Source organism: Maritalea myrionectae (assembly GCF_003433515.1).
GTDB lineage: Bacteria > Pseudomonadota > Alphaproteobacteria > Rhizobiales > Devosiaceae > Maritalea > Maritalea myrionectae.
In genome coordinates this window covers 2,473,030-2,498,959 of sequence record NZ_CP021330.1, presented here as the reverse complement: position 1 = coordinate 2,498,959, position 25,930 = coordinate 2,473,030, and the positions used below count along the sequence as shown (strand labels likewise).

General features: G+C 52.1%; 26 protein-coding genes. 18 read left to right on the top strand and 8 right to left on the bottom strand.

Annotation, left to right across the window (positions count from 1 at the left end):
* Nucleotides 1-34: 34 nt before the first annotated feature.
* Nucleotides 35-1,027: a tRNA dihydrouridine(20/20a) synthase DusA gene (dusA, locus tag MXMO3_RS12585; protein ID WP_117396104.1), complete on the top strand. Its 993-nt coding sequence runs from the start codon at nt 35-37 to the stop codon at nt 1,025-1,027.
* Here the strand turns inward: dusA and MXMO3_RS12580 are convergent.
* Nucleotides 1,024-1,710 (bottom strand): retropepsin-like aspartic protease family protein, encoded by a 687-nt coding sequence (locus MXMO3_RS12580; protein ID WP_027833450.1) that lies wholly within the window; start codon nt 1,708-1,710, stop codon nt 1,024-1,026. The genes dusA and MXMO3_RS12580 overlap by 4 nt on opposite strands.
* Nucleotides 1,711-1,740: 30 nt before the next feature.
* Entirely contained in the window at nt 1,741-2,580 is an 840-nt protein-coding gene (locus tag MXMO3_RS12575; protein ID WP_162889257.1) for an adenosylcobinamide-GDP ribazoletransferase, read from the bottom strand.
* A gap of 62 nt (nt 2,581-2,642) precedes the next feature.
* Here MXMO3_RS12575 and cobT point away from each other — a divergent pair, with 62 nt between their 5' ends.
* Nucleotides 2,643-3,677, top strand: coding sequence for a nicotinate-nucleotide--dimethylbenzimidazole phosphoribosyltransferase (cobT, locus tag MXMO3_RS12570; protein ID WP_027833449.1), 1,035 nt, complete (start codon nt 2,643-2,645; stop codon nt 3,675-3,677).
* Between the two features lie 10 nt (nt 3,678-3,687).
* Here cobT and MXMO3_RS12565 read toward each other — a convergent pair whose 3' ends face one another.
* Nucleotides 3,688-5,220 carry a sensor histidine kinase gene (locus MXMO3_RS12565; RefSeq protein ID WP_117396102.1) on the bottom strand — a complete coding sequence of 511 codons (1,533 nt, stop codon included), beginning with the start codon at nt 5,218-5,220 and terminating at the stop codon, nt 3,688-3,690.
* A gap of 96 nt (nt 5,221-5,316) precedes the next feature.
* Between MXMO3_RS12565 and MXMO3_RS12560 the strand changes: the two genes are divergently transcribed.
* Nucleotides 5,317-5,862 (top strand): thermonuclease family protein, encoded by a 546-nt coding sequence (locus MXMO3_RS12560; protein ID WP_117396101.1) that lies wholly within the window; start codon nt 5,317-5,319, stop codon nt 5,860-5,862.
* 94 nt (nt 5,863-5,956) lie between these two features.
* Complete coding sequence (locus MXMO3_RS12555; RefSeq protein ID WP_027833448.1) at nt 5,957-6,439, top strand: Lrp/AsnC family transcriptional regulator; 483 nt, start codon at nt 5,957-5,959, stop codon at nt 6,437-6,439.
* A 3-nt stretch (nt 6,440-6,442) separates the two neighbouring features.
* Here MXMO3_RS12555 and moaA read toward each other — a convergent pair whose 3' ends face one another.
* Entirely contained in the window at nt 6,443-7,492 is a 1,050-nt protein-coding gene (gene moaA, locus MXMO3_RS12550; protein ID WP_425462123.1) for a GTP 3',8-cyclase MoaA, read from the bottom strand.
* A 69-nt stretch (nt 7,493-7,561) separates the two neighbouring features.
* Nucleotides 7,562-8,155, bottom strand: coding sequence for a L,D-transpeptidase (locus MXMO3_RS12545; RefSeq protein ID WP_027833446.1), 594 nt, complete (start codon nt 8,153-8,155; stop codon nt 7,562-7,564).
* Between the two features lie 219 nt (nt 8,156-8,374).
* On the opposite strand from MXMO3_RS12545, the gene rpiA reads away from it, so the two are divergent.
* The 4 genes from rpiA to MXMO3_RS12525 all read left to right on the top strand — a co-directional run bounded on the left by rpiA (nt 8,375) and on the right by MXMO3_RS12525 (nt 11,514).
* Nucleotides 8,375-9,064 carry a ribose-5-phosphate isomerase RpiA gene (gene rpiA / locus MXMO3_RS12540; RefSeq protein WP_117396811.1) on the top strand — a complete coding sequence of 230 codons (690 nt, stop codon included), beginning with the start codon at nt 8,375-8,377 and terminating at the stop codon, nt 9,062-9,064.
* A gap of 15 nt (nt 9,065-9,079) precedes the next feature.
* Nucleotides 9,080-9,583 (top strand): DUF2059 domain-containing protein, encoded by a 504-nt coding sequence (locus MXMO3_RS12535; RefSeq protein ID WP_036220719.1) that lies wholly within the window; start codon nt 9,080-9,082, stop codon nt 9,581-9,583.
* 92 nt (nt 9,584-9,675) lie between these two features.
* Nucleotides 9,676-11,061: a glutathione-disulfide reductase gene (gor, locus tag MXMO3_RS12530; RefSeq protein ID WP_117396099.1), complete on the top strand. Its 1,386-nt coding sequence runs from the start codon at nt 9,676-9,678 to the stop codon at nt 11,059-11,061.
* Nucleotides 11,062-11,151: 90 nt separating this feature from the next.
* Nucleotides 11,152-11,514, top strand: a complete 363-nt coding sequence (locus MXMO3_RS12525; RefSeq protein ID WP_117396098.1) for a VOC family protein — start codon at nt 11,152-11,154, stop codon at nt 11,512-11,514.
* 66 nt (nt 11,515-11,580) lie between these two features.
* On the opposite strand, the gene MXMO3_RS12520 is transcribed toward MXMO3_RS12525, so the two are convergent.
* Complete coding sequence (locus MXMO3_RS12520) at nt 11,581-12,177, bottom strand: NAD(P)H-dependent oxidoreductase (protein ID WP_117396097.1); 597 nt, start codon at nt 12,175-12,177, stop codon at nt 11,581-11,583.
* A gap of 8 nt (nt 12,178-12,185) precedes the next feature.
* Nucleotides 12,186-12,914: a VIT1/CCC1 transporter family protein gene (locus tag MXMO3_RS12515; protein WP_036220716.1), complete on the bottom strand. Its 729-nt coding sequence runs from the start codon at nt 12,912-12,914 to the stop codon at nt 12,186-12,188.
* A gap of 174 nt (nt 12,915-13,088) precedes the next feature.
* Here MXMO3_RS12515 and MXMO3_RS12510 point away from each other — a divergent pair, with 174 nt between their 5' ends.
* From MXMO3_RS12510 to gltX, 4 genes are all read left to right on the top strand, one after another.
* Entirely contained in the window at nt 13,089-14,468 is a 1,380-nt protein-coding gene (locus MXMO3_RS12510) for a class II 3-deoxy-7-phosphoheptulonate synthase (protein WP_027833439.1), read from the top strand.
* A gap of 138 nt (nt 14,469-14,606) precedes the next feature.
* Nucleotides 14,607-15,482 (top strand): hypothetical protein, encoded by an 876-nt coding sequence (locus MXMO3_RS12505; RefSeq protein ID WP_117396096.1) that lies wholly within the window; start codon nt 14,607-14,609, stop codon nt 15,480-15,482.
* Between the two features lie 127 nt (nt 15,483-15,609).
* The gene (locus tag MXMO3_RS12500; RefSeq protein ID WP_117396095.1) at nt 15,610-17,274 is read left to right on the top strand and encodes an NAD+ synthase; all 1,665 of its coding nucleotides are present in this window, start codon (nt 15,610-15,612) and stop codon (nt 17,272-17,274) included.
* An 8-nt stretch (nt 17,275-17,282) separates the two neighbouring features.
* Complete coding sequence (gene gltX / locus MXMO3_RS12495; protein WP_117396094.1) at nt 17,283-18,614, top strand: glutamate--tRNA ligase; 1,332 nt, start codon at nt 17,283-17,285, stop codon at nt 18,612-18,614.
* Here the strand turns inward: gltX and MXMO3_RS12490 are convergent.
* Nucleotides 18,559-19,650 carry a DUF2865 domain-containing protein gene (locus MXMO3_RS12490; RefSeq protein ID WP_162889256.1) on the bottom strand — a complete coding sequence of 364 codons (1,092 nt, stop codon included), beginning with the start codon at nt 19,648-19,650 and terminating at the stop codon, nt 18,559-18,561. The genes gltX and MXMO3_RS12490 overlap by 56 nt on opposite strands.
* 169 nt (nt 19,651-19,819) lie before the next feature.
* Between MXMO3_RS12490 and MXMO3_RS12485 the strand changes: the two genes are divergently transcribed.
* The 6 genes from MXMO3_RS12485 (at nt 19,820) to cimA (ending at nt 25,808) form a co-directional block, all read left to right on the top strand.
* A complete protein-coding gene (locus MXMO3_RS12485) occupies nt 19,820-20,830 on the top strand; it encodes a fumarylacetoacetate hydrolase family protein (RefSeq protein ID WP_117396092.1) in 1,011 nt (336 codons plus the stop codon).
* 129 nt (nt 20,831-20,959) lie between these two features.
* A complete protein-coding gene (locus MXMO3_RS12480) occupies nt 20,960-21,505 on the top strand; it encodes a VOC family protein (RefSeq protein ID WP_027833433.1) in 546 nt (181 codons plus the stop codon).
* A 149-nt stretch (nt 21,506-21,654) separates the two neighbouring features.
* Nucleotides 21,655-22,020, top strand: a complete 366-nt coding sequence (locus MXMO3_RS12475) for a c-type cytochrome (RefSeq protein WP_027833432.1) — start codon at nt 21,655-21,657, stop codon at nt 22,018-22,020.
* Between the two features lie 240 nt (nt 22,021-22,260).
* Nucleotides 22,261-23,739: a cysteine--tRNA ligase gene (gene cysS / locus MXMO3_RS12470; RefSeq protein ID WP_425462122.1), complete on the top strand. Its 1,479-nt coding sequence runs from the start codon at nt 22,261-22,263 to the stop codon at nt 23,737-23,739.
* A complete protein-coding gene (locus MXMO3_RS12465) occupies nt 23,740-24,216 on the top strand; it encodes a GFA family protein (RefSeq protein WP_117396091.1) in 477 nt (158 codons plus the stop codon).
* Between the two features lie 2 nt (nt 24,217-24,218).
* On the top strand, nt 24,219-25,808 hold the full coding sequence (gene cimA, locus MXMO3_RS12460) for a citramalate synthase (RefSeq protein ID WP_117396090.1): 1,590 nt from the start codon (nt 24,219-24,221) through the stop codon (nt 25,806-25,808).
* Nucleotides 25,809-25,930 lie beyond the last annotated feature (122 nt).

The following is a 25,930-nucleotide window of genomic DNA, read 5'->3' as shown; positions in this document are numbered from 1 at the left end:
CCCACTCAACTTCAACTTTTGTGAATAAAGCAGCATGAGCATCCAGCAAGCGCGCAAATTTTCTGTGGCCCCGATGATGGATTGGACAGATCGCCATTGTCGATTTTTCCATCGCCATTTGTCGCGTCATGCCTTGTTGTTTACCGAGATGGTGACAAGCGCCGCGCTTATTCGTGGCGGTGCTGATTGGCTCCTCAATTATAATGACGATGTGGAACATCCCATCGCTGTTCAACTCGGGGGCTCTGATCCCAAGGAGCTGGCGGCGGCCACCAAGCTTTGCGATCAGTTCGGCTATGACGAGATCAACCTCAATGTTGGTTGCCCGTCCGATCGCGTGCAGTCAGGCCGCTTCGGTGCTTGCCTGATGGCCGAGCCTGCGCTGGTGGCCGAGTGCGTTCGCGCCATGCGCGATGCAACCGATACGCCGGTCACCGTCAAATGCCGCATCGGCATTGATGATCAGGATAGCGAAGAAGATTTGCGCACTTTTGTGGATCATATGCTGGACGCAAAAGTGGATGCGCTTTATGTCCACGCCCGCAAGGCATGGCTGAAGGGCCTCTCGCCAAAGCAAAACCGCGAAGTGCCGCCGCTGGATTATGAGCGCGTCTATCGATTGAAGAATCATGTCGGCGATCTGCCCTTGATGATCAATGGGGGCATCGAAGATTTGGCGCAATCCAAAGCCCATTTGCAGCATGTGGATGGCGTAATGTTGGGCCGCGCCGCCTATCACAATCCTGGCCTTTTATGGGGCGTGGATGCAGAGATTTTCGGCGACGACACACCGCCCATCTCTCTTGAATCACTTTGTGAAGTGATGACAAATTATGCTGAAATTCAAATGACTAAGGGCGCGAGATTGAATCAAATTGTGCGCCACATGCTCGGCCTTGGATTTGGCAAGCCCGGCGCACGTCGCTACCGCCAATTGCTCACCGTCGAAGCGGTAAAATCGGAGCGCGGCGTGGAGCTGATTGAAGAGGCGTTTGGCCTGCTGATCGCCGCACGCCAAGCGGCCTAATCGGTCAATGTGAGGCGGTCACCTTCAACGCTGAACCCTTGCAGCGTTTGCATATAATTCATGCCCAATAGATTGGCGTTCAACGCCTCTGGTCGCGCCACCATGGCATCAATGTTTTCGCGCACAATGCCGCCAACCTCAATACGATCGAGTTTGATTAAAGCAGCTTCGGTTTGCCCGTTTGCCGTTTGCACGGGGATGGAATAGATCAATCGTGCCGGGTCATATCCGGCAGCGCGGGCGCTGTCGGCCGTCAACACAATGGTGGTTGCGCCAGTGTCGAACAAAAAGCGCTCATTGTTGCCGTTGACTTTGGCATTGATCACAAAGTGATCATCGGCGTTTCGGGTGAACATCACCGTGCCTGTTTCGCTGTCCGTAAAGCCCGTGCCCGGCGATAATTGTGTCCAAATGCGTGCGCCAAAGCGCTCAAAATCGGTGCGGAAACTGTAGCCGACAATAATCGCCACAAAGATCGCGCCCCACATCACCATGCCGGTGAACATTTCACCCAGCCGGATGCGTCGCCCAAAGGCACCACCTGCGACCAGCACCAGCACGGCGATCAAAATAATCAATTGTCCGAAATCCTGCTCGGCCAAGCCTATGGCGGCCCCTGCGTTTGAGGAGATCAGAAAAGCAAGTGCAAACGCCACCAGCAGCGCGATGCCGATAAAAAGCAAAAGGACATCCTTTCAATGTGTGGCCAAAACCTAGATCAAGATAAAGGCACTCAATGCGGCAATTTCAAGAAGCAATTGTAACGCACCAATTGTGTCGCCGGTTTGACCGCCCAAAAATCGCTTCAGCAGATTGACCCAGAATGCGCTCAGGCCAGCCCCTAAAACAAGCGCCAGAAACAAGGCAATTGGCCCGGCAAACAGCCACACGAGCAAGCAGAACAAAATCAACGCGGGCACAAGGCCGCTCATGAAATCCCGCTTCGATAAAATGCCCGCACCCGCCGATGCGCCGTCGCTGCGGGCAGGGGGCAAGATGACCGCCACGATAGGCGCCGTTTGTCGCGCGATCATGGCGCTCGCCAACCACAAAAGAGCCGCCGCAACCGGGCTCATGGCGATTAATGTGCCCAACGTGATCACCCGCAGCATAAAAGGGGCGATCAACCCCAACACGCCATAGGTGCCGTGCCGCGAATCTTTCATGATCTCCAAGCGTCGCGCCACATCATGCCCGCCAAACAAACCGTCCATCGCATCGCCAAAGGCATCTTCGGCCATCGCCCCGGTGATCACGGCACTCATGGCAATCGCAAGTGTGGCCACAAACAAGGATTGCACGCCAAAGGCGCCGAGCAACAAGATCGTCAATGCCGGGAAAACGCCAATAATCAAACTGCTTATGGGCAGAAATTGAATCATTTTGCCAAAATATAGCGGCAAATGTGGGCTGTCACCTGTGGGCAGACGGGAATAAAACCGCATGCCCATCACAATCGCATCCGCCGCTGAAAGCCGTTTTGGCGGCGGTGGCGCTGCCCCGTCATCATTGTCATTGATCGGGTTCGCATGAGGGGGCGGCGTGCTGGTCAATTGCTTTTCCTTAAATGTTGGATAAAAGGGGACGTCCATTTAACCATATGCGAGTCGATACCATGACCGAACAAGACCAGAAAAGCCCTTTTGACGATTTCAAAGAATTGCTGATGCTGTTGCCGAATGGCAGCGAGGAAGCTGTTGAGGCAGTGCAAGCGCGCGATGCGCAGCTGACCAAGCCTGCTGGATCGTTGGGCGAATTGGAAAAAATGGTTGAATGGCTCGCCCGTTGGCAGGAAAAGAAAAGCCCCACCTTGGACAATCCTATGGTGGCCATTTTTGCAGGCAATCACGGCGTGGTGAATCAGGGCGTTTCGGCGTTCCCACCGGAAGTGACGCAGCAAATGGTGGCCAACTTCACCAATGGTGGCGCGGCGATTTCTCAAATTTGTGCCAAGCACGAAATCAATTTGCGCGTGTTTGAATTGGCGTTGGAAATGCCGACAGGCGATTTTACCCAAACCGCAGCCATGGATGATCGCACCTGCGCCGCCACCATTGCCTATGGCATGGAGGCCATTGCGGGCAAGCCAGACCTGCTGTGCATCGGTGAAATGGGCATTGGCAACACCACGCCCGCAGCAGCAATCTATGCCGCGCTGTTTGGCGGCACGGGTGAAGATTGGGTCGGCCGCGGCTCCGGCGTCGATGATGCGGGGGTTAAGCGCAAGGCCGACGCCGTGAATCGTGGCCTTGAGTTGCACCAGGATGATTTGGATACACCATTGAAAATTTTGGCCCGTCTCGGCGGGCGCGAAATTGCGGCAATGGCGGGCGCGATCATCGCGGCGCGTCACAATAAACTGCCGGTTATTGTTGATGGGTTCGTGGCGACTTCTGCCGCCGCCGTGTTGCACGCAGCAAACCCCATGTCGCTAGATCACTGCATCTTTGCGCACCAATCAGCCGAAGCAGCGCACAGCGACGTGTTGAGCAAAATGGGCAAGAAACCATTGTTTGATTTTGGCATGCGCCTAGGTGAGGGTTCGGGGGCCGCGTTGGCAGCTTCAATGGTGCAAACCGCGCTGCATCTGCACAAAAACATGGCCACCTTTGAAGAGGCCGCTGTGGCAGGCAAGCAGTCAACCCATTAGGCTCAGCCCTTTAGGCTTGCTGCTCTGTACCTGATTTATAGATTTGCAACTTGCGGCGCTCGGCACGTACGGGCGCCATCGCTTCCATCACGCGTGAGCGGGGGAAGGTAGCGATCACTTCGGTGCCAAACCGCAGCTTTGAGAAAAGGTCGAAGCGGCCACCGTGCAGATCCATGATTTTCTGAACAATCGGCAAGCCGAGACCCGCACCTTGCTCTGCTGTTTTTTGTGCCAAAGAGCCTTGGCCAAATGACGAGAGTACCGTTGCGATTTCGCTTTCGGGAATGCCTGGGCCATTGTCGCGAACAGAAATCATTTGGCAGTTATTGTCGCCCGCCGCGACCTTAAAGATAATTCGGCCAGACTGCGGCGTGAATTTGATGGCGTTGGACAAGAGATTCAAACACACCTGACGAATCGCGCGTTCGTCGCCCCACAATTTTGGCAACTTCTCATCAAATTCGGCCACCAGCTCGATGCCCTTGGAGCGCGCGCGAATCTCCAGCATGCGCCGACAATCTTCTGCGATATTGACCAGAGAAATAGCTTCTTCGTTCAGCTCATACTTGCCCGCTTCAATCCGCGAAAGATCAAGCAATTCATTGATCAGGTTCAGCAAATGTTGCCCAGAAGCGTGAATGTCCGCTGCATATTCTTTGTAATTGGGGTTTTCAATTGGCCCCAACACTTCCGACGACATGACCTCGGAAAAGCCGATAATGGCGTTTAGTGGCGTGCGCAATTCATGGCTCATGGTCGCCAGAAAGCGCGACTTGGCGATATTGGCCTGTTCAGCCTCGCGTCGCGCTTCGTCAGACATGCTTTTGGCCTCTTCAAGCTCAAAAATCAGCATGTCTTTCTCAGCCCGGTGCTCCAGCGATTTGATGGCAGATTTATGCAAGGTGCGCGCCAGAAAGTTGAAGAAAACCCCAGCCCCGACAGCGAGAACGGCCAATGCATAGTTCAACATGCTGCCCGACAGCACCAACATGCCGCCCACAGTCAAAATGCCCGGCACCGAATTGGCCAATGTCGCTGAAGGCACTGCGCGAGAAGAGATGGCATTTGCCGCGACGCCAACGAGTAATATTGCCCACTGAATAACCGCAACTTCTTGTGCCGCCGCGGTGATCGGCAAAAAGGCGATTGTTGCCCAGCTTACCCCATAAACGATCTCGACAATCACAAATGTTGTGGTTTGCCGCCGCGCATTAAAGCGCGATTGACCTGCCTTCAAAAACTGTTTGCAAGACACCATCACAGCAGTATGGCCGACCATCACAATCGCGGCCCAAGTGGCCAAATAAATCAGCGGCACCCAAACTGAGGTCAAAAGCGCAATGGCAATCACCAAAATGGGCATGGCATATTTGCCGGACAGGCGGGTGCCTGCATAATCGCGCAGCAGTTCATAGTCATAGGACGCCATTGTGCCTGAACTGGAGGTCAGGCGCTGACGCGCATCGCTCACTGCACGCTGATGCGATTTTCCGCGATCAGAGCGCACAGCTTTTTTTGCCTCTGGTGAAGAGTCTATGGACATTAGAACGCAATACTCACAAATTGTCCGAAAACTACGGTTAAAATTACTCTAACGGGTGATGGTTAACTCCCCGTTACGAAAAAACTTAGGATAAGCATGAAGCGCAGATTTTTTTCCCTTCGGCGGGCCGCCACTTTTCTCGTAATTGCGGGGCTGCTCGTTGCAATGGTGGTCGGCACGCAGACGCCGTCCAATCAGTCGCTCTATGGAGTCGCTAGGGTGAGTGATGGCGACAGTGTTCGGCTGCAAAATCAGCGCATACGCCTCGTGGGGATAGACGCACCTGAGTTGAAACAGAATTGCCGACGTGATGGCAACGATTGGGCATGCGGTGAAGCGGCACGCTCCGCGTTGAAGTCAAAAATTGCGGCGCAAGAGATCACCTGTACGGGTGATCGGCGGGATCAATATCGCCGTTTGCTGGCCGTCTGTTATTTGGGGCGCGAAGATCTCAATGCGTGGTTGGTGCGCGAGGGGTGGGCGGTGTCTTACAATGATTATGCCATTGATGAAGTGCTCGCACGCCGGGACCGTCGGGGCATTTGGGATAGCGAGTTTGAATCGCCGCATAAATGGCGGGCTATCCGCGGCGCTGCAGAAAGCTCAAGCTTTGGCTGGCTGACGCAATTTTGGCCGTTTTAGAATTTTATGTCGATTTGTTGAATTAATATTGCCCTCTTTTGCGATTTGGCGTATCTAAACATCTCCGAATAGAAGATTTTTCCATTGGTGCGCTATGCTTGATAAGATTGATCGTAAAATTCTCGCCCTATTGCAAAAAGACGCCACGATGCCTGTGGCGGAGATTGGGCGCAAAGTCGGCTTGTCGACAACACCCTGCTGGCGGCGCATTCAAAAGATGGAAGAAGATGGCGTGATCAAGCGCCGTGTGGCCGTGCTCGATCCCGCAAAAGTCAATGCGGGCGTCACCGTTTTTGTCTCTGTGCGGACCAATCAGCACAACGACGCTTGGCTGAAGAAATTTGCCAGCGTGGTCGAAGCCCATGACGAAGTCGTCGAGTTCTATCGTATGAGCGGCGATGTCGATTATGTTCTACGCGTTGTGGTGCCAGATATCGCGCATTATGATCGCTTCTATCAAAAGCTGATTTCTGAAATGTCTATGAGTGACGTGAGCTCCGCTTTTGCCATGGAGCAGATCAAATATACAACGGCGCTGCCCTTAGACTTTTCCGAATTCGATAAACAAAAGAAATAGGGCTTATCCGCCGGTCACTGACATGTGGCGGCCCACATGGCGCTGGGGCTTTAGCCGGTCAATTTCAAAATCATGCCCTTTGGGTTTGATTGCCATGGCGTGATCAAGCAGGTCGGCAACAGCTTGTGGCCCATCCTGGCGCAACGCGTCGCGCAAATTCACTTTGTCATTTTGTCCAAGGCACAAATAAAGCTCGCCCGTCGCCGTCAGGCGCACCCGATTGCAGCTCTCACAAAAATTATGGGTGAGGGGGCGGATAAAGCCAATGCGTCCGCCTGTTTCACTGACGCGTTTATACCGTGCGGGACCGCCAGTATCTAACGTCAAATCCTCAAGGGTATAGCGCGCGCCAATACTATCGATCACCTCGGTCAGCGGCAAATATTGATCTTGACGATCAATGTCCACCGCGCCCATGGGCATGGTTTCGATCAGGGTCAAATCCATGCCCTTGCTGTGCGCCCATTCCATCATCGGCACAATTTCATGATCATTGCCGCCGCGCAGCGCCACCATATTGATCTTGATCTTCAAACCGGCTTCAAGCGCGCATTCGATGCCGTCCAACACCTGCTGCAAGCGGCCCCAGCGGGTGATCTTGGCAAACTTGTCTGCGTCCAAAGTGTCCAGAGAAACATTGATCCGCTCAACGCCACTCGCCACCAATTGGCTGGAAAAGCGTTTCAGCTGGCTTCCATTGGTGGTCAAAGTTAGTTCATCAAGCGGGCCGTCCTTCTTTTGCTGCCCCAATCGCTCAATCAACGTCATGATGTCGCGCCGCACCAGCGGCTCTCCGCCTGTCAGGCGCAGCTTCGTCACGCCACGGGCGACAAAAATCGTAGCGATTTGCTCTATCTCTTCCAAGCTTAGCACTTCTGACTTTGGCAAAAACGTCATGTTTTCCGCCATGCAATAGGTGCATCGGAAATCGCAGCGATCAGTCACCGAAATGCGTATATATGTAACTGCGCGACCAAACTGATCGATCAGCGGTCTACTGGAAGTATTATCACTCATGTTGTGAAAGCTAACTTCAAAGGGTTTGCGGTTCAATCAAAAGCGCACGAAAAAACCGGGCTTTTTGCAAAACCCGGTTCAATTCTTGTTGATCAGTAATTGACCTTAGTGGCGAACGATCACGCGTGCGCCCACTTTTGAACGATTATATAGATCAATAATGTCGTCATTGGTCAGTCGAATACAGCCAGATGAAACAGCTTGGCCAATTGTCCAAGGCTCAGATGTGCCGTGCAACCGGTAAATTGTGCTGCCAATATATAGCGCACGGGCGCCCAGCGGGTTTTTCGGGCCACCTGGCATATATGCAGGCAGGCCAGGTACACGCTTTCGCATGGCTGGTGGAGGTGTCCAGCCTGGCCATTCTGCTTTGCGGGTAATACGGTGTGTGCCAGACCAGCGGAAACCGTCACGCCCAACGCCAACACCATACTTTACAGCTTTCCCGTCGCCAAGAACGTAATAAAGGCGACGCTCTGAAGTTTCGACGACGATCGTACCTTTGGCAAGCTTGGTTTCGTAATCTACTGTCGTGCGCCGAACGCTAGAACCGCGCCGACCTGAGGATTGCATCTCACTGGCATCGACCCAGCGGTTATTTCGTGAGTCATAAACGCGGTCCGCGGACGCCTCAAGAACAGTGCCTCCAACCAATGCCACGCTGAGCAAAAGCATAATTGTGCGTTTGAGCAATTTCATAGCCCCATCATCTCCAAATGAATTCAAAATGTGCTGTGTTCGGCAAAGCCCTCGTCCGAACGGCACCCCTCCTAAAAAGCAAGTTTTAGGTTAAAACAATATGAAACTTAACTGTTCTTGTCCAAAATAATTTGGCAAAGCAATAAATTTATTGTGAATTTGCGCCGTTCTTTGTTAAGTCGAGAGCAAATCATCCGCTTTTACAATTATTGTGAGATTATCTTGTCTGACGAACTAAAAAAACAAGCAGCACTCGCCGCCATGTCCGAAGTGAAATCTGGCATGAGAATCGGACTGGGCACCGGCTCAACCGCAAAGCACTTTGTTGATTATTTGGGGGCAGAGGTGGCCAAAGGGTTTGAGTGCCTTTGTGTTCCAACCTCTATTGCCACGATGCAACAGGCGCAAGCGCTCAATATTCCGCTGACGACATTGGATGAAATCGATCGACTGGACGTGACGGTTGATGGCGCTGACGAGATCGACGAACAGATGCAACTGATCAAGGGCGGCGGTGGTGCATTGCTGCGCGAAAAGATCGTTGCAGCTGCCTCTGACAAAATGGTGGTAATCGCTGATACATCAAAACTGGTCGAAACGCTTGGCAAATTTGCTTTGCCCATTGAAGTGAACAAGTTTGGTCTGGGCGCTACCCAAAATGCTGTCTCTGATGTGATGCAACAAACTGGTGCTGAGGGCGGGTTGGTTTTGCGTCAAAGTGATGGCAAGCCATTTGAAACCGACGGCGGGCATTTTATTCTTGATGCATCTTTTGGCCGTATTTCCAATGCACAAACGGTGTCAGAAAAACTATTGAATGTTCCCGGTGTCGTGCAGCATGGCTTGTTTTTAGGCCTTTGTGCAAAAGCCTATTTGGCTGACGCGACAGGGGTAAAACAGCTTGGATAAGCAAGCGGGGAGTAAATGGATATGAACAAAATAATTGCACTTTTGGTCGCAGGTCTCTTGTCAATCGCCACATCGGCCACAGCATCTTCACAAGAGATAACCCCCGAACATCTGGCGGTGGCGGAAGAATATGTCGAAATGACAGACACAGGCAAAGTCTATGAAGTGTCTCTTCTCAACTCCATACGCCGCGTGGCTCAAGCACTTGCACAACAAGATCCAGAGATGACTGAAACGATCGTAAAAACGGCACGGGAGGTTGCGCAGGAGTATATCGACGCAGGCAACCCCCTTTATAAGCAATTTGCCCGGATTTACGCCATTCGGTTTACGCCTGAAGAACTCGGTGAAATTGTAGAATTTTACAAGAGTGACACGGGTCAAAAACTCCTGAACAACAATGTCAGCATTAATAGCGATTTGAAAGCTGCCGTAGAAGTCTGGGAAAACAACTTTTTGGTTGAATATGAGCGTAAAGTGAAATCAGCTTTAGCTGAAGAAGGTGTTGAACTTAACTAGTCCTTCCACCAGCACAATTATGTGAAGCCTCTTGGGTTGCCCAAGGGGCTTTTTTGTGGTCAATCACAGGCAATTAAATATGGAGTTATTTCATGGGACGTCATTTTGATTTGATAGTGATTGGTGCTGGCTCTGGCGGCGTGCGCGCTGGGCGTTTGGCGTCAAGCTATGGCGCGAAAGTTGCGGTCATCGAAGAATATCGCTTAGGCGGAACCTGCGTTATTCGCGGTTGTGTGCCGAAAAAGCACTTTGTTTATGCCTCGCGGTTTCCGGAGCAATTTGAAGTGGCCAAAAGCTTTGGATGGTCCATGAAAGACGTGCAATTTGATTGGGCAACCCTGCGCGACAATAAAGATAAAGAAATTAAACGGCTTGAGGATATCTATGGCAACATCCTTGATAATGCTGGCGTCACGCTGTTTCGAGATCGGGCGGAGTTGACCAGCGGCACTTCGGTAAAGCTGCAAAAGGATGGCGAAGAACTAACGGCAGATCGCATCTTGATTGCCACGGGCGGCACCCCCTTTGTGCCAAACATTCCGGGCGCGGAATTGGGCATTACCTCAAATGAAGCGTTCCACCTTGAAAATTTGCCGGAAGAAATCTTGATTGTTGGCGGCGGATATATTGCGGTCGAGTTTGCCGGTATTTTCGCTGGCTTTGGTGTGAAGACGACATTGGCTTATCGCGGGCCGCAAATCCTACGTGGTTTTGATCAGGACGTGCGCGACGCAGTTGCCTCACAAATGCAAGAGCGCGGCATTGAGATTTTGACAAACACCGATCTTGAGTCTTTGGAAAAGTCGAAGCAAGGGGCGATCAAAGTCAATTATAATACCGGGAAATCGCAAACCTTCGGCGAGGTGATGTTTGCCACGGGCCGCACGCCGAACACCAAAGGGTTGGGCCTTGAATACACCGACATTGAAGTCGGCGCGCGTGAAGAGATTATCGTTGATGAGCAATCACGCACATCATGCCCCACTGTATTTGCCGTGGGTGACGTGACCGACCGCGCAGCCCTGACGCCAGTTGCGATCCGGGAAGGGGCCGCGTTTGCAGAAACATTCTACAATGATAATCCCACATTCGTGCACCATGACTTGATCCCCACAGCCGTGTTTTCTGAACCTGAAGTGGGCACCATCGGCATGACCGAAACCCAGGCTGGTAATCGCTACCATAAGGTCAATGTTTATAAAGCCGCGTTTCGCCCGATGATGAATACGTTGACCGACAAACCCGCAAAAGAAATCTATAAGCTGATTACTGATGCGGATACGGACAAGGTTCTGGGCGTGCACATCGTTGGTCACGCGGCGGGCGAAATTATTCAAATGGCGGGTATTGCGGTCACCATGGGGGCCACCAAAGCAGATTTTGATCGCACCATTGCAGTGCATCCAACGGCGGCGGAAGAGTTGGTGACCATGAAACAACCCAGCTATGTGCTGGAATATGGCAAAAAGGTCGAATAGATTTGAAAGGCGCCGGGCTTCGGCGCGGCGCCTTTTACCTTGCCTTGATCCGAACATGCCGCTTTAATCTGCCCAATCAGGGAGGCAGAAATGGGTAAGGTTTCCGGAATTGGCGGTGTGTTTTTTCGCAGCGATGCAGGCGATGAACTCACCACATTTTACCAAGAAATGTTCGATATAAATTTGGGCGCTTGGCTTCATCAGGAAGCCGGGCCGTCGGTGATCGCGCCATTTAAGCCCGACACCGAATATTTTGGCCCCAAAACCAATCAGTTTATGATCAATTTGCGGGTGGAGAATATTGATGATTTCATCCAAGAATTGCGTGCGCGTGGCGTACAGGAAATTGGTGCAGACGACGAGAAATATGGCCGGTTTTTCCGCTTCCTTGATCCTGCAGGCAACGCTATTGAATTGTGGGAGCCGCCGGCAGGAGAGCTGCCAGAAGACTAAATAGCCACCGTTCGGGCTAGAAGACGGTCAATTAGGCAAAGAAGGACGGCACCGATCCACATGTCTCTAGTCGATCGCACAGGCCAATAACTTTTGGATGCGATGCAAGAGGCGATCTAACTTACGAGGATCCATCTTCTCCGCCTGATATTGAACGATAAAGTCGAACTTGGCCTTTGGGGCACACACGCCGACAAGCGCGGTCTTTAGTATCCGGCGCACCGGACGCCATAGGATAAGTCGATCAACCCACCAGGGTGAACCCATCGTAGTAACACCAATCACATGCTTGAGGTTGTCCAGTTTGGGATGCAGCGCGGAAAGGTCCTCGGCGTGATCAAAAGCCACGCCCGGTGCCCACACCCGATCAAACCAGCCCTTCAAAATGGCCGGAAATCCAAACCACCATGTTGGAAACACCAGGATCAATATGTCCGCGGCCTCAAGCTCGGCAATTTCCTCTTTGAGGCGCGACTGATCATAGGTCGTGTAGAAGCTGGCTCTTTCCTCTGGCTGTAAACGCGGGTCGAAATGCTGATCATAGAGGTCGCGATGCACCACCATCGCATCCCGTGTCGCCAACCTAGCCTTGATCTGCTCGGTGAGGTGAGCACAAAGACTGTCTTTTAACGGGTGAGCGGAAATCACGAGCACATTCGACATTTTGTCTCCTATGCGCCAACCAAGCCGCGCAATGCCGCGCCGACCAGATAGGCAAGGCCAGCTGCAGACATGCCAATGGCAAATGTTTCCAATGCACTTGTCCACCAGCTCCAAGTTGACCACAACGACTTCACAGCGCCGATGGCCAAAAACACAACACCAGTCATGGTCGCCGCAACAATTGCGCCGGCGGGCAGGCCGAGGAAATAGGGAACGAGGGGCACAGCGCCACACAACAGGAAGGCCCAAAAAGTAGCCAACGCCGCCCGAATAGGGGAGCGCTGAACGTTTGATAGGCCATATTCCTCAGCCATCATGGTTTCCAGCCACATATCTTCGTGCGTTGTGATCAGATTGACAATTTCCTCAAGCTCTTCGCCAGAATAGCCTTTATTGGCGAAAATTTGCCGCACTTCCTCGCGCTCGCCTTCTGGATGTTGGCGTATATGACGCTTTTCCACTTCGAGCACGCGGTTATAGTCGTCGATTTCAGCTTTTGTGCCAGAATAGTTCGAGGCTGCCATGGAAAAACCGTCAGCGAGCAAATTGGCAATGCCCAACACCACCACAACGCCTGCGGATAATTCGGCGCCGACAACGCCCGCCACAATGGCAAATGTCGTTACAGCGCCGTCAATCCCGCCATAAATCCAGTCGCGCAAATAGCTGATTTTCGGGCCAACGCTCAACCGCGAATGAATGTCGGTAAACTTGTGAGAATGGTTGAGGTCGCGCATGTTCAACTCCGGCGTTGGGAAACAGTGTGGTTCATACCCATATTGTCAGGCAAAAGCAAAGCGACATTTTTTCGCGATTGCCGAACCCAAATTGGCCTTAATAACTGGTTTCTGTCGGGAAATTCTGGTAAATCCTACGGGTTATGTAACTAGAAAATGTGAAAGCGAGTAAAAATTATGCATAACTGGACACCTGATAGTTGGAGATCGAAAGACATCCGCCAGGTTCCGGCTTATCCAGATAAGGCGGAGCTGGCTGCTGTTGAAGAGCGCCTTTCAAACTTTCCGCCGCTCGTATTTGCAGGCGAAACGCGCGGTTTAAAGGATCAATTGGCAGACGTGGCAAAAGGCAAGGCCTTTTTGCTGCAAGGTGGCGATTGTGCCGAAAGTTTTGCCGAGCACCATGCCGACCATATTCGGGATTTTTTCCGTGTCTTCTTGCAAATGGCCGTAGTGTTGACCCATGGCGGGTCCAAGCCGGTTGTTAAAGTTGGCCGTGTTGCCGGGCAGTTTGCCAAGCCGCGCTCATCAGACAATGAAACAATCGACGGCGTAACGCTGCCAAGCTACCGCGGTGATATCATCAACGATATCGAGTTCAACGAGGCGTCTCGGGTGCCCGATCCGCAACGTATGATCATGGCCTACCGCCAATCTGCAGCGACATTGAACCTGATCCGCGCCTTTGCCTCTGGTGGCTATGCCAATCTGGAGCGCAATCACGATTGGACCATGGAGTTCATCAAGGGCACCAACTCTTACGAAAAGTATGAGGGCGTGGCGCAAAAAATTGATGACGCGATCGACTTTATGCGTGCCTTGGGCATTAATGCAGATAACACACCGCAATTGCGTGAGACCAAATTCTATACCAGCCACGAAGCATTGTTGTTGGGCTATGAACAGTCGTTGACCCGTCGTGACTCAATCACCAATGATTGGTATGCCACATCGGGCCATATGCTTTGGATTGGTGACCGCACCCGCGACATCAATGAAGCACATGTGGAATATTTTGCTGGCATCAAAAACCCAATTGGCATGAAGTGCGGTCCAACGATGGAAGCGGACGACTTGTTGCGTTTGATCGACAAGCTGAATCCAGAGGATGAAGCAGGGCGCCTGACGCTGATCACCCGTTTTGGGTCCGACAAGGTTGAAGAGCATTTGCCGCGCCTTATCGAGGCGGTGGAAAAAGAAGGGCGCACAGTGGTGTGGTCTTGCGATCCAATGCACGGCAATGTGGTCAAAGCATCGACTGGGTATAAAACCCGTCCGTTTGATCGGATCTTGTCCGAAGTGAAGAGCTTCTTCGAAATTCATCGTCAAATGGGCACCTATGCAGGCGGTGTGCATGTTGAGATGACAGGCAAGGACGTCACCGAATGTGTTGGCGGCGCCTCTGCGGTCACTGAAGCTGAACTGTCCAGCCGGTATCACACCTATTGTGATCCGCGCTTGAATGCCTCTCAATCTATTGAGTTGGCCTTCTTGGTGGCCGAGGAAATGAAAACACAACGGACCGAGCGTCCACGTGAATTGGCTGCGATCTAAAGCAAACACACGCTAGAAATGATATAGGGGCGTCACAAATTTTGTGGCGCCCTTATTATTTTGTTAAGACAAACTTAGCCGCACATTAACCTTAATAGCCCATAAATATGCACAATTGTTTTGAGTTCGGAGTGCATCATGCGGCACACATCAGTTTGCTATATTCTATCAGCTCTTGTCGGATTAACTGCAGGGCAATCGGCCTTGGCAGCAGATTTTCCATCAGATTTGCGCGGCGGCTACACGGAGCAGGGGTGGGAAGATTCCCAGGTCGGTTTCGAGGCAGGTTTGCGTTACGGTTACATGCTCGGCCGCATTCGTGTTGAAGGAGTCGATGCTGGACCAGGTGACCCCATTACCGGCACGACCGCTGGACTAGACGACGCTTCACATATAGGTGAGGCACATTTACGAATTGACGATCATTCAACAAACTCATATTTGAAGGCTTATGGCGGTTATTCCGTTGCTTTGAATAGTGACTATTTCAGTGTTTTTGATGCTGGTTCGTCAAATCTAGGTAAACTTGCATATTTTACAGCGGACTTTGGTTATGCGCCCGCAGTAACTAATGCTGAGAACAGTGGTGCAAAACTAAGTGGATTGATTGGCTATCAGTACATGCATGAAGGCCATGATATCGATGAAGCCTCTGTATCTGCACCAACCGGTATTAATATTCATGCACTTCGACTTGGTGTAAATGCAGCGGCCAATTTAGATCGTTTTAGTATTGAAGCCGACATTGCTGCAATTCCTTATGCAATGGTGAATGGGGAGATGGGCGTAAGCGGAGCTGGAGTGCCCGTACGATTTGATGGCATAGGCTGGGGCGCAAGCGCAGACATTATGGCAGATTACAAGTTCACGGAATCCTTTTCAGCTGGTTTAGGCGCGCGAGCAACCTACATCCGGTCCCGTGGCGACCTCTCTTATGTTACAACGGATGCTACGGTTGAGAGCCTATCGCTTTGGCGCTACGGTATTTTGGCGGAACTGTCCTACTCGTTCTAACATCCTCACCAAACACACTGTTCAAGGCCGGGTTTCCCCCGGCCTTATTTATATGTGAGCCCTTGCCCTTAAAGGGGCAAAGCGTTAAAGCATGGGCTGTTTTGAACCTTCATGATGGACGGGCCGCGTGGCTGATAAATTGCGAATTGCATTGGCGCAACTTAACCCTACAGTTGGCGCACTTTCCAAAAATGTAGAAAAAGGCAAAGCCGCGATCGACGATGCGGTGGCCGCAGGCGCGAACATATTGATGTTCCCCGAACTTTTCCCCACGGGCTATTTCCCTGAGGATTTGTTGTTCAAACCCCAATTTGTCAAAAAGGCAATGGAAGCCGCCAAGGAATTGGCCGCGCATGGGCGCGATAAGGACATTTCACTTTTGATCCCATCGATTTGGGTGGATAATTTCCAGCTTTACAACGCCGTCTTGTTGGCAGAAGGCGGCGACATTGTCGATTGGCGCGCCAAGCATGACCTGCCCAATGATGACGTGTTTTACGAAAAGCGTTATTTCACCCCAGGCAATTTGCCCGGCCCCTTCAACATTCAAAATGTGCGCATTGGCGTGCCGATCTGTGAAGATGTGTGGCGCAGGGAAGTGGTGGAGTGTTTGGCCGAAACCGGCGCAGAACTTTTGCTTTGCCCCAATGGCTCACCCTATTGGCGCAACAAGCATGATTTGCGCATGAATGTGGTGGTTGAGCGTGTGGTCGAAAGCGGCCTGCCGATGCTCTATCTCAACCAGATTGGCGGCCAAGACGAGCTTATCTTTGATGGTGCTTCCTTCGGGGTGAATGCAGATCGGTCTTTGGCCTTTATCGGCAAAAGCTTTGAAGAAGAACTGATCATTACCGATTGGCACCGCGGCGAAACCGGCTGGGTGTGCGATACCGACAAGGTTGAACCGTTGGCCTCAAATGATGGGGCCCCATGGCGCGCCTGCGTTTTGGGTTTGCGCGATTATTTGCACAAAAACCATTTCCAAAAAGTGGTGTTGGGCCTGTCTGGCGGTATCGATTCTGCCATTGTGGCGGCCATCGCGGTGGATGCCATCGGCGCAGAAAATGTGCACTGCATTATGCTGCCTTACAAATACACGTCTGAAGACAGTCTGAAAGACGCCAAAGACTGCGCCGAAGCATTGGGTGTGCGCTATGATGTTGTCGCCATTGGCGATGCAGTGGAAGCCGCGACCGACGCACTGGCCCCTCTGTTTGAAGGCCTCAAGCCAGGGCTGGCGGAAGAAAACCTACAATCGCGTATGCGCGGCACCTATTTGATGGGCGTGTCCAATAAACTTGGCTCCATGCTCATCACCACGGGCAACAAGTCCGAAATGGCTGTGGGTTATGCCACTATTTATGGCGACATGAATGGCGGCTTCAACCCGATTAAAGACCTTTATAAAATGCAGGTCTATCATCTGGCCGACTGGCGCAACCACAATATGCCGAAAAACTGCCTTGGCCCTGAGGGGCGGGTGATTCCGCAATCCATCATTGAAAAAGCACCAAGCGCAGAGTTGGCGCCGGATCAAAAAGATCAGGATAGCCTACCACCTTATCCAGTGCTGGATGCGATTTTGGAAGGCTTTGTGGAAGGCGAAAAGAGCTTTGATGAAATCGTAGGCGAGGGGCACGATCCGGAAGTGGTCGCCAAAGTGCAAAAATTGCTTTATATCGCCGAGTACAAACGTCGACAGGCCGCGCCTGGGCCGAAATTGACGCAAAAAGCGTTCGGCCTGGGCCGCAAATACCCCATCACAAACGGTTTTCGCGACGAAGGAAATTAGGAAAAATTATGTCTACAGTCGTGCGATTTGCACCATCCCCAACGGGATATATACACCTCGGTAATGCGCGCCCAGCTTTGATGAACTGGATGTTTGCGCTGAAAACAGGTGGCCAATTCATTCTGCGTTTCGACGATACAGATCTGGAGCGCTCGAAAAAAGAATACGCCGATGCCATCGAAAAAGACCTCGCCTGGCTCGGCATCAAACCCCATCGCTTGGAGCGCCAGTCAGAGCGCAAAGCCGCGCATGATGCCGCCCGCGACAAGCTGATTGCTGATGGCCGGCTTTACCCTTGCTATGAAACCGCGGACGAGCTGGACCGTCGCCGCAAGCGTGCCCGCGCCATGGGCCGCCCGCCGATCTATGATCGCGCCGCACTCAAGCTGACCGACGAAGAAAAAGCTGCTCTCGAAGCCGAAGGCCGCAAGCCCCACTGGCGCTTTAAGCTGGAAGGCAAAGAAGTGCATTTTGATGATGTGGTCCGCGGCGATCAGGTCGTGAACACAGACACCATGTCCGATCCGGTCTTGATCCGTGCAGATGGCTCTTATCTTTATACGTTGCCGTCCGTGGTGGACGATATCGATATGGGTGTTACCCACGTGATCCGCGGTGAAGACCACGTTACCAATACGGGTGCGCAGATTGAGCTGTTCGAAGCCCTGGGCGCCACGCCCCCAACCTTTGGCCACCACAATTTGCTCACCGATGCCACAGGCGAAGGCTTCTCCAAGCGCAAGGGATCGTTGTCGATCACCAATTTGCGGGAAGAGGGCTATGAAGCGCTGGCGGTTGCGTTGATCGCTATTCTAACCGGCACCAGCCAGCCGGTTGCACCGCATGAAAGCCTGGACGAGTTGGCACAGAGCTTTGACATCTCCATGGTGTCGCGTAGCGCCGCACGCTTTGATCCTGCCGAATTGGATGGCTTCAATGCGCGCATGGTGCATGGCTTGAGCTATGATGATGTGAAGGATCGCTTGGCTGAACTGGGCGTTGACGATGCCGAACAGCTTTGGAACGCGGTACACGAAAACCTGCAAAAGGTTCACGATATTCGCGACTGGCAAAAGCTGGTCTCAGGCCCGGTTGAAACTGTGGTTGCTGATGAGGATAAAGACTTTATCGCCACCGCTGCCGAGCGGTTGCCGCAAGAGCCGTGGGACGAGAACACATGGTCAGAATGGACCAATGATTTGAAGGCCGAAACAGGCCGCAAAGGCAAGCAATTGTTTATGCCTTTGCGCTTGGCGCTCACAGGTCAAAGCCATGGACCAGAGCTTAAGACCCTTCTGCCACTTCTGGGACGTACGGCGTGTCTGGACCGACTATCCTAACGGTTTTGTCGCCGAAATTCACAAGGCGAAGTCCGGAATAAGAGCTGGCGGCAGTAACTTGAACGTTGTTGCCGCCATTTTCACGTCTGGGGTCGGGGCGCGGCAATGGAATAAAGCTGGCCGCTGCCACCTCAATTTCCAGTCTTTTGCGCGGATCGCGACGAGGCAGGGGAAAGCTCAAGTCGCCGAAGGTGATCACGGCATTTGATGAGTTTCCACCCTCAGCCAATTCAATTTTGCCATAGCTGGCAGCATCTTGCGGCTGGCAGGTTTCATCATAAACTTGACGATACCGGAAGGCATTCGGACTTTGACTATAGGGGGTGCCGTTAAGGTCGATCATTGTTTCGGGCGACCCATCCGAATTGGAATAATAATAGAGCTTCACATCACCCTGCCGGAAATTGCCTTTGCACACGGCTTGATCGTCCGGGATGTATTCGGGAAGGGTGGAAAAGCTCACGGGCCAATAAAAGCCATCGCAACTGCGCGCACAAACGGTGCGATAGGTCTCGCGATTATAGAGGTCGTAATAGTCTTCCTCGATAATATCATTGTCATCGTTAGATCCGAAGATCCGTTCAAACAACGATTTACGCTCGGGCTGGCGGTTATTTAGGGTGCGGTTGCCACTGTCATTGTTACCACATCCAAACCGCGCATATTGTTGTAGGGCTTGTTCGCGGGCCTTGGCCACTTCTGCCCCTTCTTGCACGCGCGCTGCCAAACTTGAGTAGTCCCTGCGTTCGCTCTGAATTTTGCGGCCAATGGAGCGACAGGTGGAATCCAAACGTTTGCCGGCGTTGAGCGCCTTTTGGCACCCGCGGCGCACAAATTCGCTTTCCCAAGCCTTCACTTCTTTTTGCGCCTCGCGCAATGCGTTATAGTTGTCGCGATAATTGCGGAAATTGCGATTGCGTTCGAATGAACGGATTTCGCGTTGCAAACCACGGCAGCTATCAGCTTGCGCAAAGGCAATCGACTGCGGCAGAAAAACTGAAAAACATAAGACCACGAGGGTTGCAAAGCGAAGCATAAGACCATTCATTTGATTTATCGGGCCACACTGACTGCTCTTTAAGACGATTTGGTGGCAAAAACTATCCGTCACTGGCAAATTATTGTGGCAAAAACATATTAATTCTGATTCTCAGGGTCTAGACCCAAATGCACTCTAGACAAACCGGCACCAGCAAGGGGGCTTTATGAAACTGGCAACATTGGACAATGGCACACGCGACGGACAGTTGGCGATCGTCAGCAAAGATTTGAAGCGATGCACCTCTGCCTCTGCCATTTCGCCAAACTTGCAAACGGCGCTGGACAATTGGTCAGACGTTTATGCTGCGCTGGATGCGCTTTATCACAAGCTCAACGAGGGCGACATTGCTGGTAAGGCATTTGAACCGCATCTCACCTTGGCCCCGTTGCCGCGTGCCTACCAATGGATTGATGCCTCGGCCTATTTACCGCATTTGCAGCGTGTACGCGCCGCAAAGGGTTCGTTGCAGGACCCGCAAGATGAAAAGCCGATCATGTATCAGGGCGGATCAGATCATTTGTTGGGTGCTGAAAAGGATATTGAAGTCACTGACGATGATTTGGCGCTGGATTATGAAGCTGAAATCGCGGTGATTTTGGGCGATGTACCGCTTAATCCAAGCGATGATGATGCCCGCAACGCGGTGCGATTGATCACCCAGTGTAACGATGTGTCGTTGCGTCGGCTTGTGGCGGGTGATTTGCAGGAAGGGTTTGGTTTTTTCCATTCGAAACCCGCTTCAGCCTTTGGGCCAGTTGTGGTCACGCCTGACGAGTTGGGCGCCGCATGGGGCGAGGGGCGCGTCACGGGCCAGTTGCAAAGCCGCGTTAATGGATTGCTCTATGGCCAGCCACGCACGGAAAAAGAAATGGTGTTCGACTTTTATCAACTGATCAAGACCGCAGCGCAAACCCGCAGCTTGAGCGCTGGGACGATTTTGGGCGGCGGTACGGTCGCCAACACGCATGATCAAATCTTGCCTATTTCCAGCGATGGAATCGGCTTTTCCTGCATTGTGGAAGCGCGCATGGCGGAAAAAGCAGCCGATGCCGAGCAGCGTACGCCGTTCTTAAAGTCTGGCGATCAGGTTTCGATTCAGTTTTTGACCGACAATGGCGATGCACCATTTGGTGAAATCAAGCAAACGGTTCGGCTTTTGAACAAGCCCGATTAGGCTTCGTCGCAAACCCATTTTGTCCTTCAACTAAAGTCAAAAGGGCAGCCGCAAATTTGCGGTTGCAATTAGTTTCGCGCGTAACTATTATGTCGATATAGTTACCGTTGTAACTAATTGGAGGAAAGAATGAAGATCGAACAAATTCACCACGTTGCCTATCGCTGTAAAGACGCTAAAGAGACCGTCGAGTGGTATACAAAAATGCTCAATATGGATTTTGTGCTCGCGATCGCTGAGGATCATGTGCCCTCAACCCATGAGCCTGATCCCTATATGCATTTGTTCCTGGATGCAGGGAACGGCAACGTGTTGGCCTTTTTTGAATTGCCCACAAAACCGGAAATGGGCCGTGATGAAAACACCCCGGTTTGGGTGCAGCATATCGCTTTCAAAGTGAAAGACCGTGATGAATTGATCGAGTTTAAAGAGCACTTGGAAAAGAATGGTGTGGACGTATTGGGCGTCACAGATCACTCAATTTTCCACTCCATCTATTTCTTTGATCCCAACGGTCACCGCGTTGAATTGGCCTGTCCTGATCCCGAAGAAGAGAAGCTGTTGAAGCGGCTTGATGAGGTGAAATGGGATATGCTTGAAGAATGGTCCCGCACCAAAAAAGCACCAAAGCATGCAGACTGGCTGCACCAAAAGGAATTGGCTGAAGTCTCATAAAAGCCCGATTTTTGTCGCCTTCTATCACGTAAATGTGAGCGCGCATCGCACTGTGATGCGCGTTTTCATTGATGCAAATGTAACTTTGTAATGGCATACTTCGATAAGTTTTGTGCAATCGCATACTTGCAAGTGATAGGGAGAAGACAATGAAATTCAAGATGATCGCGGTGGCTGCCACTTCAATCGCACTCGCCATGGGGGCTGTATCTGGTATCAGCGCCCAAGAAGACGTAATTGCTGAGCGTCAGCAAACCATGAAAGACATGGGCGCTGCACTCAAAGCGGGCAAGCCTGGCGATATTGCGCCATTGGCTGCAAAGCTGAAAATGCTGTTCCCTGAAGGCTCAACAAGCGCTGATTCAGAAGCGACACCTTTGATTTGGGAAGAATGGGATCAGTTTGTCGCTTTGTTCGACAAGCTGGAAGCCGCGTCGAATGCAGGTGCAAGTCCACGTGATTTGGGCGGCACATGCAAAGAGTGCCACGACACATATCGTGAGAAAAAAAGCTAAAATCATCTGAATGATAAGAATTTAAGGGGAGCCGTCTGGCTCCCCTTTTTTGGTTTTGCGCTAAAAAAATCCATTTCGGCTTGATTTTCTTGGCACTTTTCGCTCAAAGTGCGCCCATGAAGCAAAACCGTAACCAAATCTGTATTATTGGCTGCATTATTATCCGCTAAATTTTAGCGGCGCGGTTTTGTATTTCCTAATTCCAAGACATTGCAAAATCCTCGCCGCTGACGGCCGATTATGGCTGGCCGCAAAATCAATATTGGGCTGAGGGACATGACTGAAATTCAACTGTACAACACACTGACACGCCAAAAAGAGCGCTTCGATCCGATCGATCCTAACAATGTGCGCATGTATGTGTGTGGCCCCACCGTTTATGATTATGCCCATATCGGCAATGGCCGCTCCGCCGTGGCCTTCGATTTGCTTTATCGGCTGCTGCGCCATGTCTATGGCGCTGAACATGTCACCTATGCCCGCAACATCACGGACGTGGACGACAAGATCAACGCTCGCGCCGCAAAAGAACATCCGGGCATGGAGCTGAACCAAGCCATTCGCGAGGTCACCGAGCGCACCGCCGCGCAATATCAGTCCGATATGCACGCGCTAGGCAATCTGGACCCGGATTTGCAGCCTCGTGCCACCGACAATATTGCGCAAATGATCACCATGATCGAAACGTTGATCGATAAGGGCCATGCCTATCAAGCGGGCGGCGAAGTGCTGTTCGATGTCACCTCCATGGCCGACTATGGCAAATTCTCCAACCGTAATCTTGATGAGCAGCAGGCAGGCGCCCGCATCGAAGTGGAAGAACATAAGAAAAGCCCTGGCGATTTCGTGCTCTGGAAACTCTCAGATGAAAACCAGCCGGGATGGGATAGCCCTTGGGGCAAAGGCCGCCCGGGCTGGCATCTGGAATGCTCTGCCATGACCGAGCGCTATTTTGGTCAGATTTTTGACATCCATGCCGGCGGCATTGATCTGGTATTCCCGCACCATGAAAATGAGATTGCCCAATCCCGCTGTTCGCACGGCACAGATCGCATGGCCAACTATTGGCTGCACAATGGCTTTTTGCAGATCGAAGGTGAAAAAATGTCCAAGAGCTTGGGCAATTTTTACACTATTGCTGACCTGTTGGAGACCGAAAATTTCGGCAACCGCAAATGGCCGGGCGACGTGTTGCGCCTTGGTTTGATCATGACAAATTACCGCGAGCCGATCGATTTCACCCTGAAACGGCTTGAAGAGGCGGAGAAAAACCTTAATCGCTGGAAGGCGACCATGTTGAAGCTGGGGTTGGATTTTGTGGAGGAAAACCGCGCCGAATATGAAGCATTAGGCCCATGCTCAAAGCTGTTGGCGCATTTGGCCAACGATATGAACATGTCCGGTGTGCTGGCCGAGCTGCATCGCCACGCGGGCGGTGACCGCGAGCATAATGCGCGGCGCTTGTTTGGCTCGATGCAACTATTGGGCTTGGTCACTTTTGACGACATGTCGGCCTATCAAGCGGCCCAAAATGCGGGGCCAGAGCATGAGCAGGCCGATCAGATCGAAGCCAAAATTCAAGCGCGTTTGGATCATCTGAATGCCAAAGAATGGGGCGAGGCAGACGCGATCCGCGATGAACTGACCGCCATGGGCATCAAACTGAAAGACGGTAAAGACGAGGCGGGCAACCGCATCACCAATTGGGAGGTCGCATAAATGTCCGAAACAATTCACACCGGTGGCTGCCAGTGCGGCGCAGTGCGTTACAAAGCGCTTGGCGATGATTTTGGCGGGTCCATCTGCCATTGCCGCATGTGCCAAAAGCAATCTGGCAGCTATTTTGGCGCATTCGCCACCTTCAGCAACGACAAGGTGACCTGGACGCGGGGACAGCCGAGCTATTTCCAAAGCTCCACTGTGGCCAAACGCGGCTTTTGCAAGGATTGCGGCACCCCGCTTACCTATGAATGGGACCGCGATGGCATTTCATTGGCCATCGGCAGCTTTGACGATCCAAATAAAGTCGCCCCCACAAAACAGCTCGATTATGCAGCACGCATCAAAAGTTTTGATGATCTGCATAAATTGCCTATCCGCCCGGAAGACCCTGAGTTTCAAGCTCAGCTTTCTGCCATGAAAAACTTCCAGCACCCCGATCACGACACAGCCGAATGGCCCGATAGTCAGGACTGAACATGACCAAAGAACGTCTATATTTATTCGACACAACATTGCGCGATGGTGCCCAAACAGCGGGCGTAGAGTTTTCAGTTGAAGACAAAATTACCATCACCAAATTGCTCGATAATTTAGGCGTTGATTATATTGAAGGCGGTTATCCGGGTGCCAATGTGGTCGACACCGAATTTTTCGAAAAAGACCGCACCAAAAACGCTACGTTCACCGCCTTCGGCATGACCAAACGTGCGGGCCGCTCGGTGGAAAACGATCCTGGCGTGCAGGGCTTGCTCAACTCGGCGGCCAAAGCCATCTGTTTTGTGGCCAAGGCGTGGGACAAGCAGATCGAAATGGCCATGGGCATTTCGCAGGCTGAAAATATCGAAGCAATCCAGTCCAGCGTTGAAGCAACGCTTAGCGCGCAAAAAGAATGCATCGTCGACTGCGAGCATTTCTTCGATGGCTATAAGTCCAATCCAGACTATGCCATCTCCTGCGCCAAAGCGGCCTATGACGCAGGCGCCCGTTGGGTTGTTCTGTGCGACACAAATGGCGGCACCATGCCCGATGAGATTGATGCCATCGTCACCCACGTGCAGCAATCTGTGCCCGGCAGCCATCTTGGCATCCACGTGCATAACGACACGGAGCAAGCCGTGGCCAACACATTGGCAGCTGTGCGGGCCGGGGTGCGCCATGTGCAAGGCACGTTGAATGGCATTGGCGAACGATGCGGCAACGCCAATATGATCTCCTTGATCCCAACCTTCGCGCTGAAAAAGCCATTTTGTGATGAGCTGGAAATCGGCGTGGGGCAGAAGGAACTCGAAGGGCTCACCTCCTTGTCGCGGCAGTTTGATGAATTGCTCAACCGTGCCCCGGCGCGGCAAGCGCCTTATGTGGGCGCGACTGCCTTTGCCACCAAGGCAGGCATTCACGCATCAGCAATCCTCAAAGACCCATCTTCATATGAGCATATTGACCCCGCCTTGGTGGGCAATGAGCGCAATGTGATGGTGTCGCAACAAGCCGGAAAGTCTAATCTACTGACCGTTTTAGAGCGCGTGGGCCTGAAGGTGGAAAAAGATGACCCACGCCTTGATCAGCTGTTGCGCAAGGTGAAAGAACGTGAGGCACGCGGCTATTCATATGATGGCGCTGACGCGTCATTTGCTTTGCTCGCCCGTCGCACGTTTGGCCAACTGCCTGAGTTTTTCCGGGTGGAAAGCTTCCGCACCTCAGTTGAGCGACGCTACAACGCCAATGGCGATTTGATCACCATGTCCGAAGCGATTGTGAAGATCGAAGTGAATGGTGAAATGCTCATGTCTGTGGCCGAAGGTAACGGCCCGGTCAATGCGCTCGATTTGGCCATGCGCAAAGATTTGGGCAAATATTCGGACCGCATTGATGACCTCGAATTGGTTGATTTTAAGGTGCGTATCTTAAACGGCGGCACGGGCGCGGTCACCCGTGTATTGGTTGAATCGAGAGATAATACTGGCGAACGCTGGTTTACCGTAGGTGTTTCTCCAAATATCATTGATGCATCGTTCGAGGCGCTGTATGAATCAGTGACTTATAAACTTATGAAAACCGAGTCTTAATGGAGTAATTTGCCCGAAATGCAGGGTAGTTTTAAGACTAAGGGGAGGCGAAACTGGCGGATACGGCATCAAAATCTAATCTTTACGTTGCTTTGGGCTTTGCAGCGGCCACCACATTGATT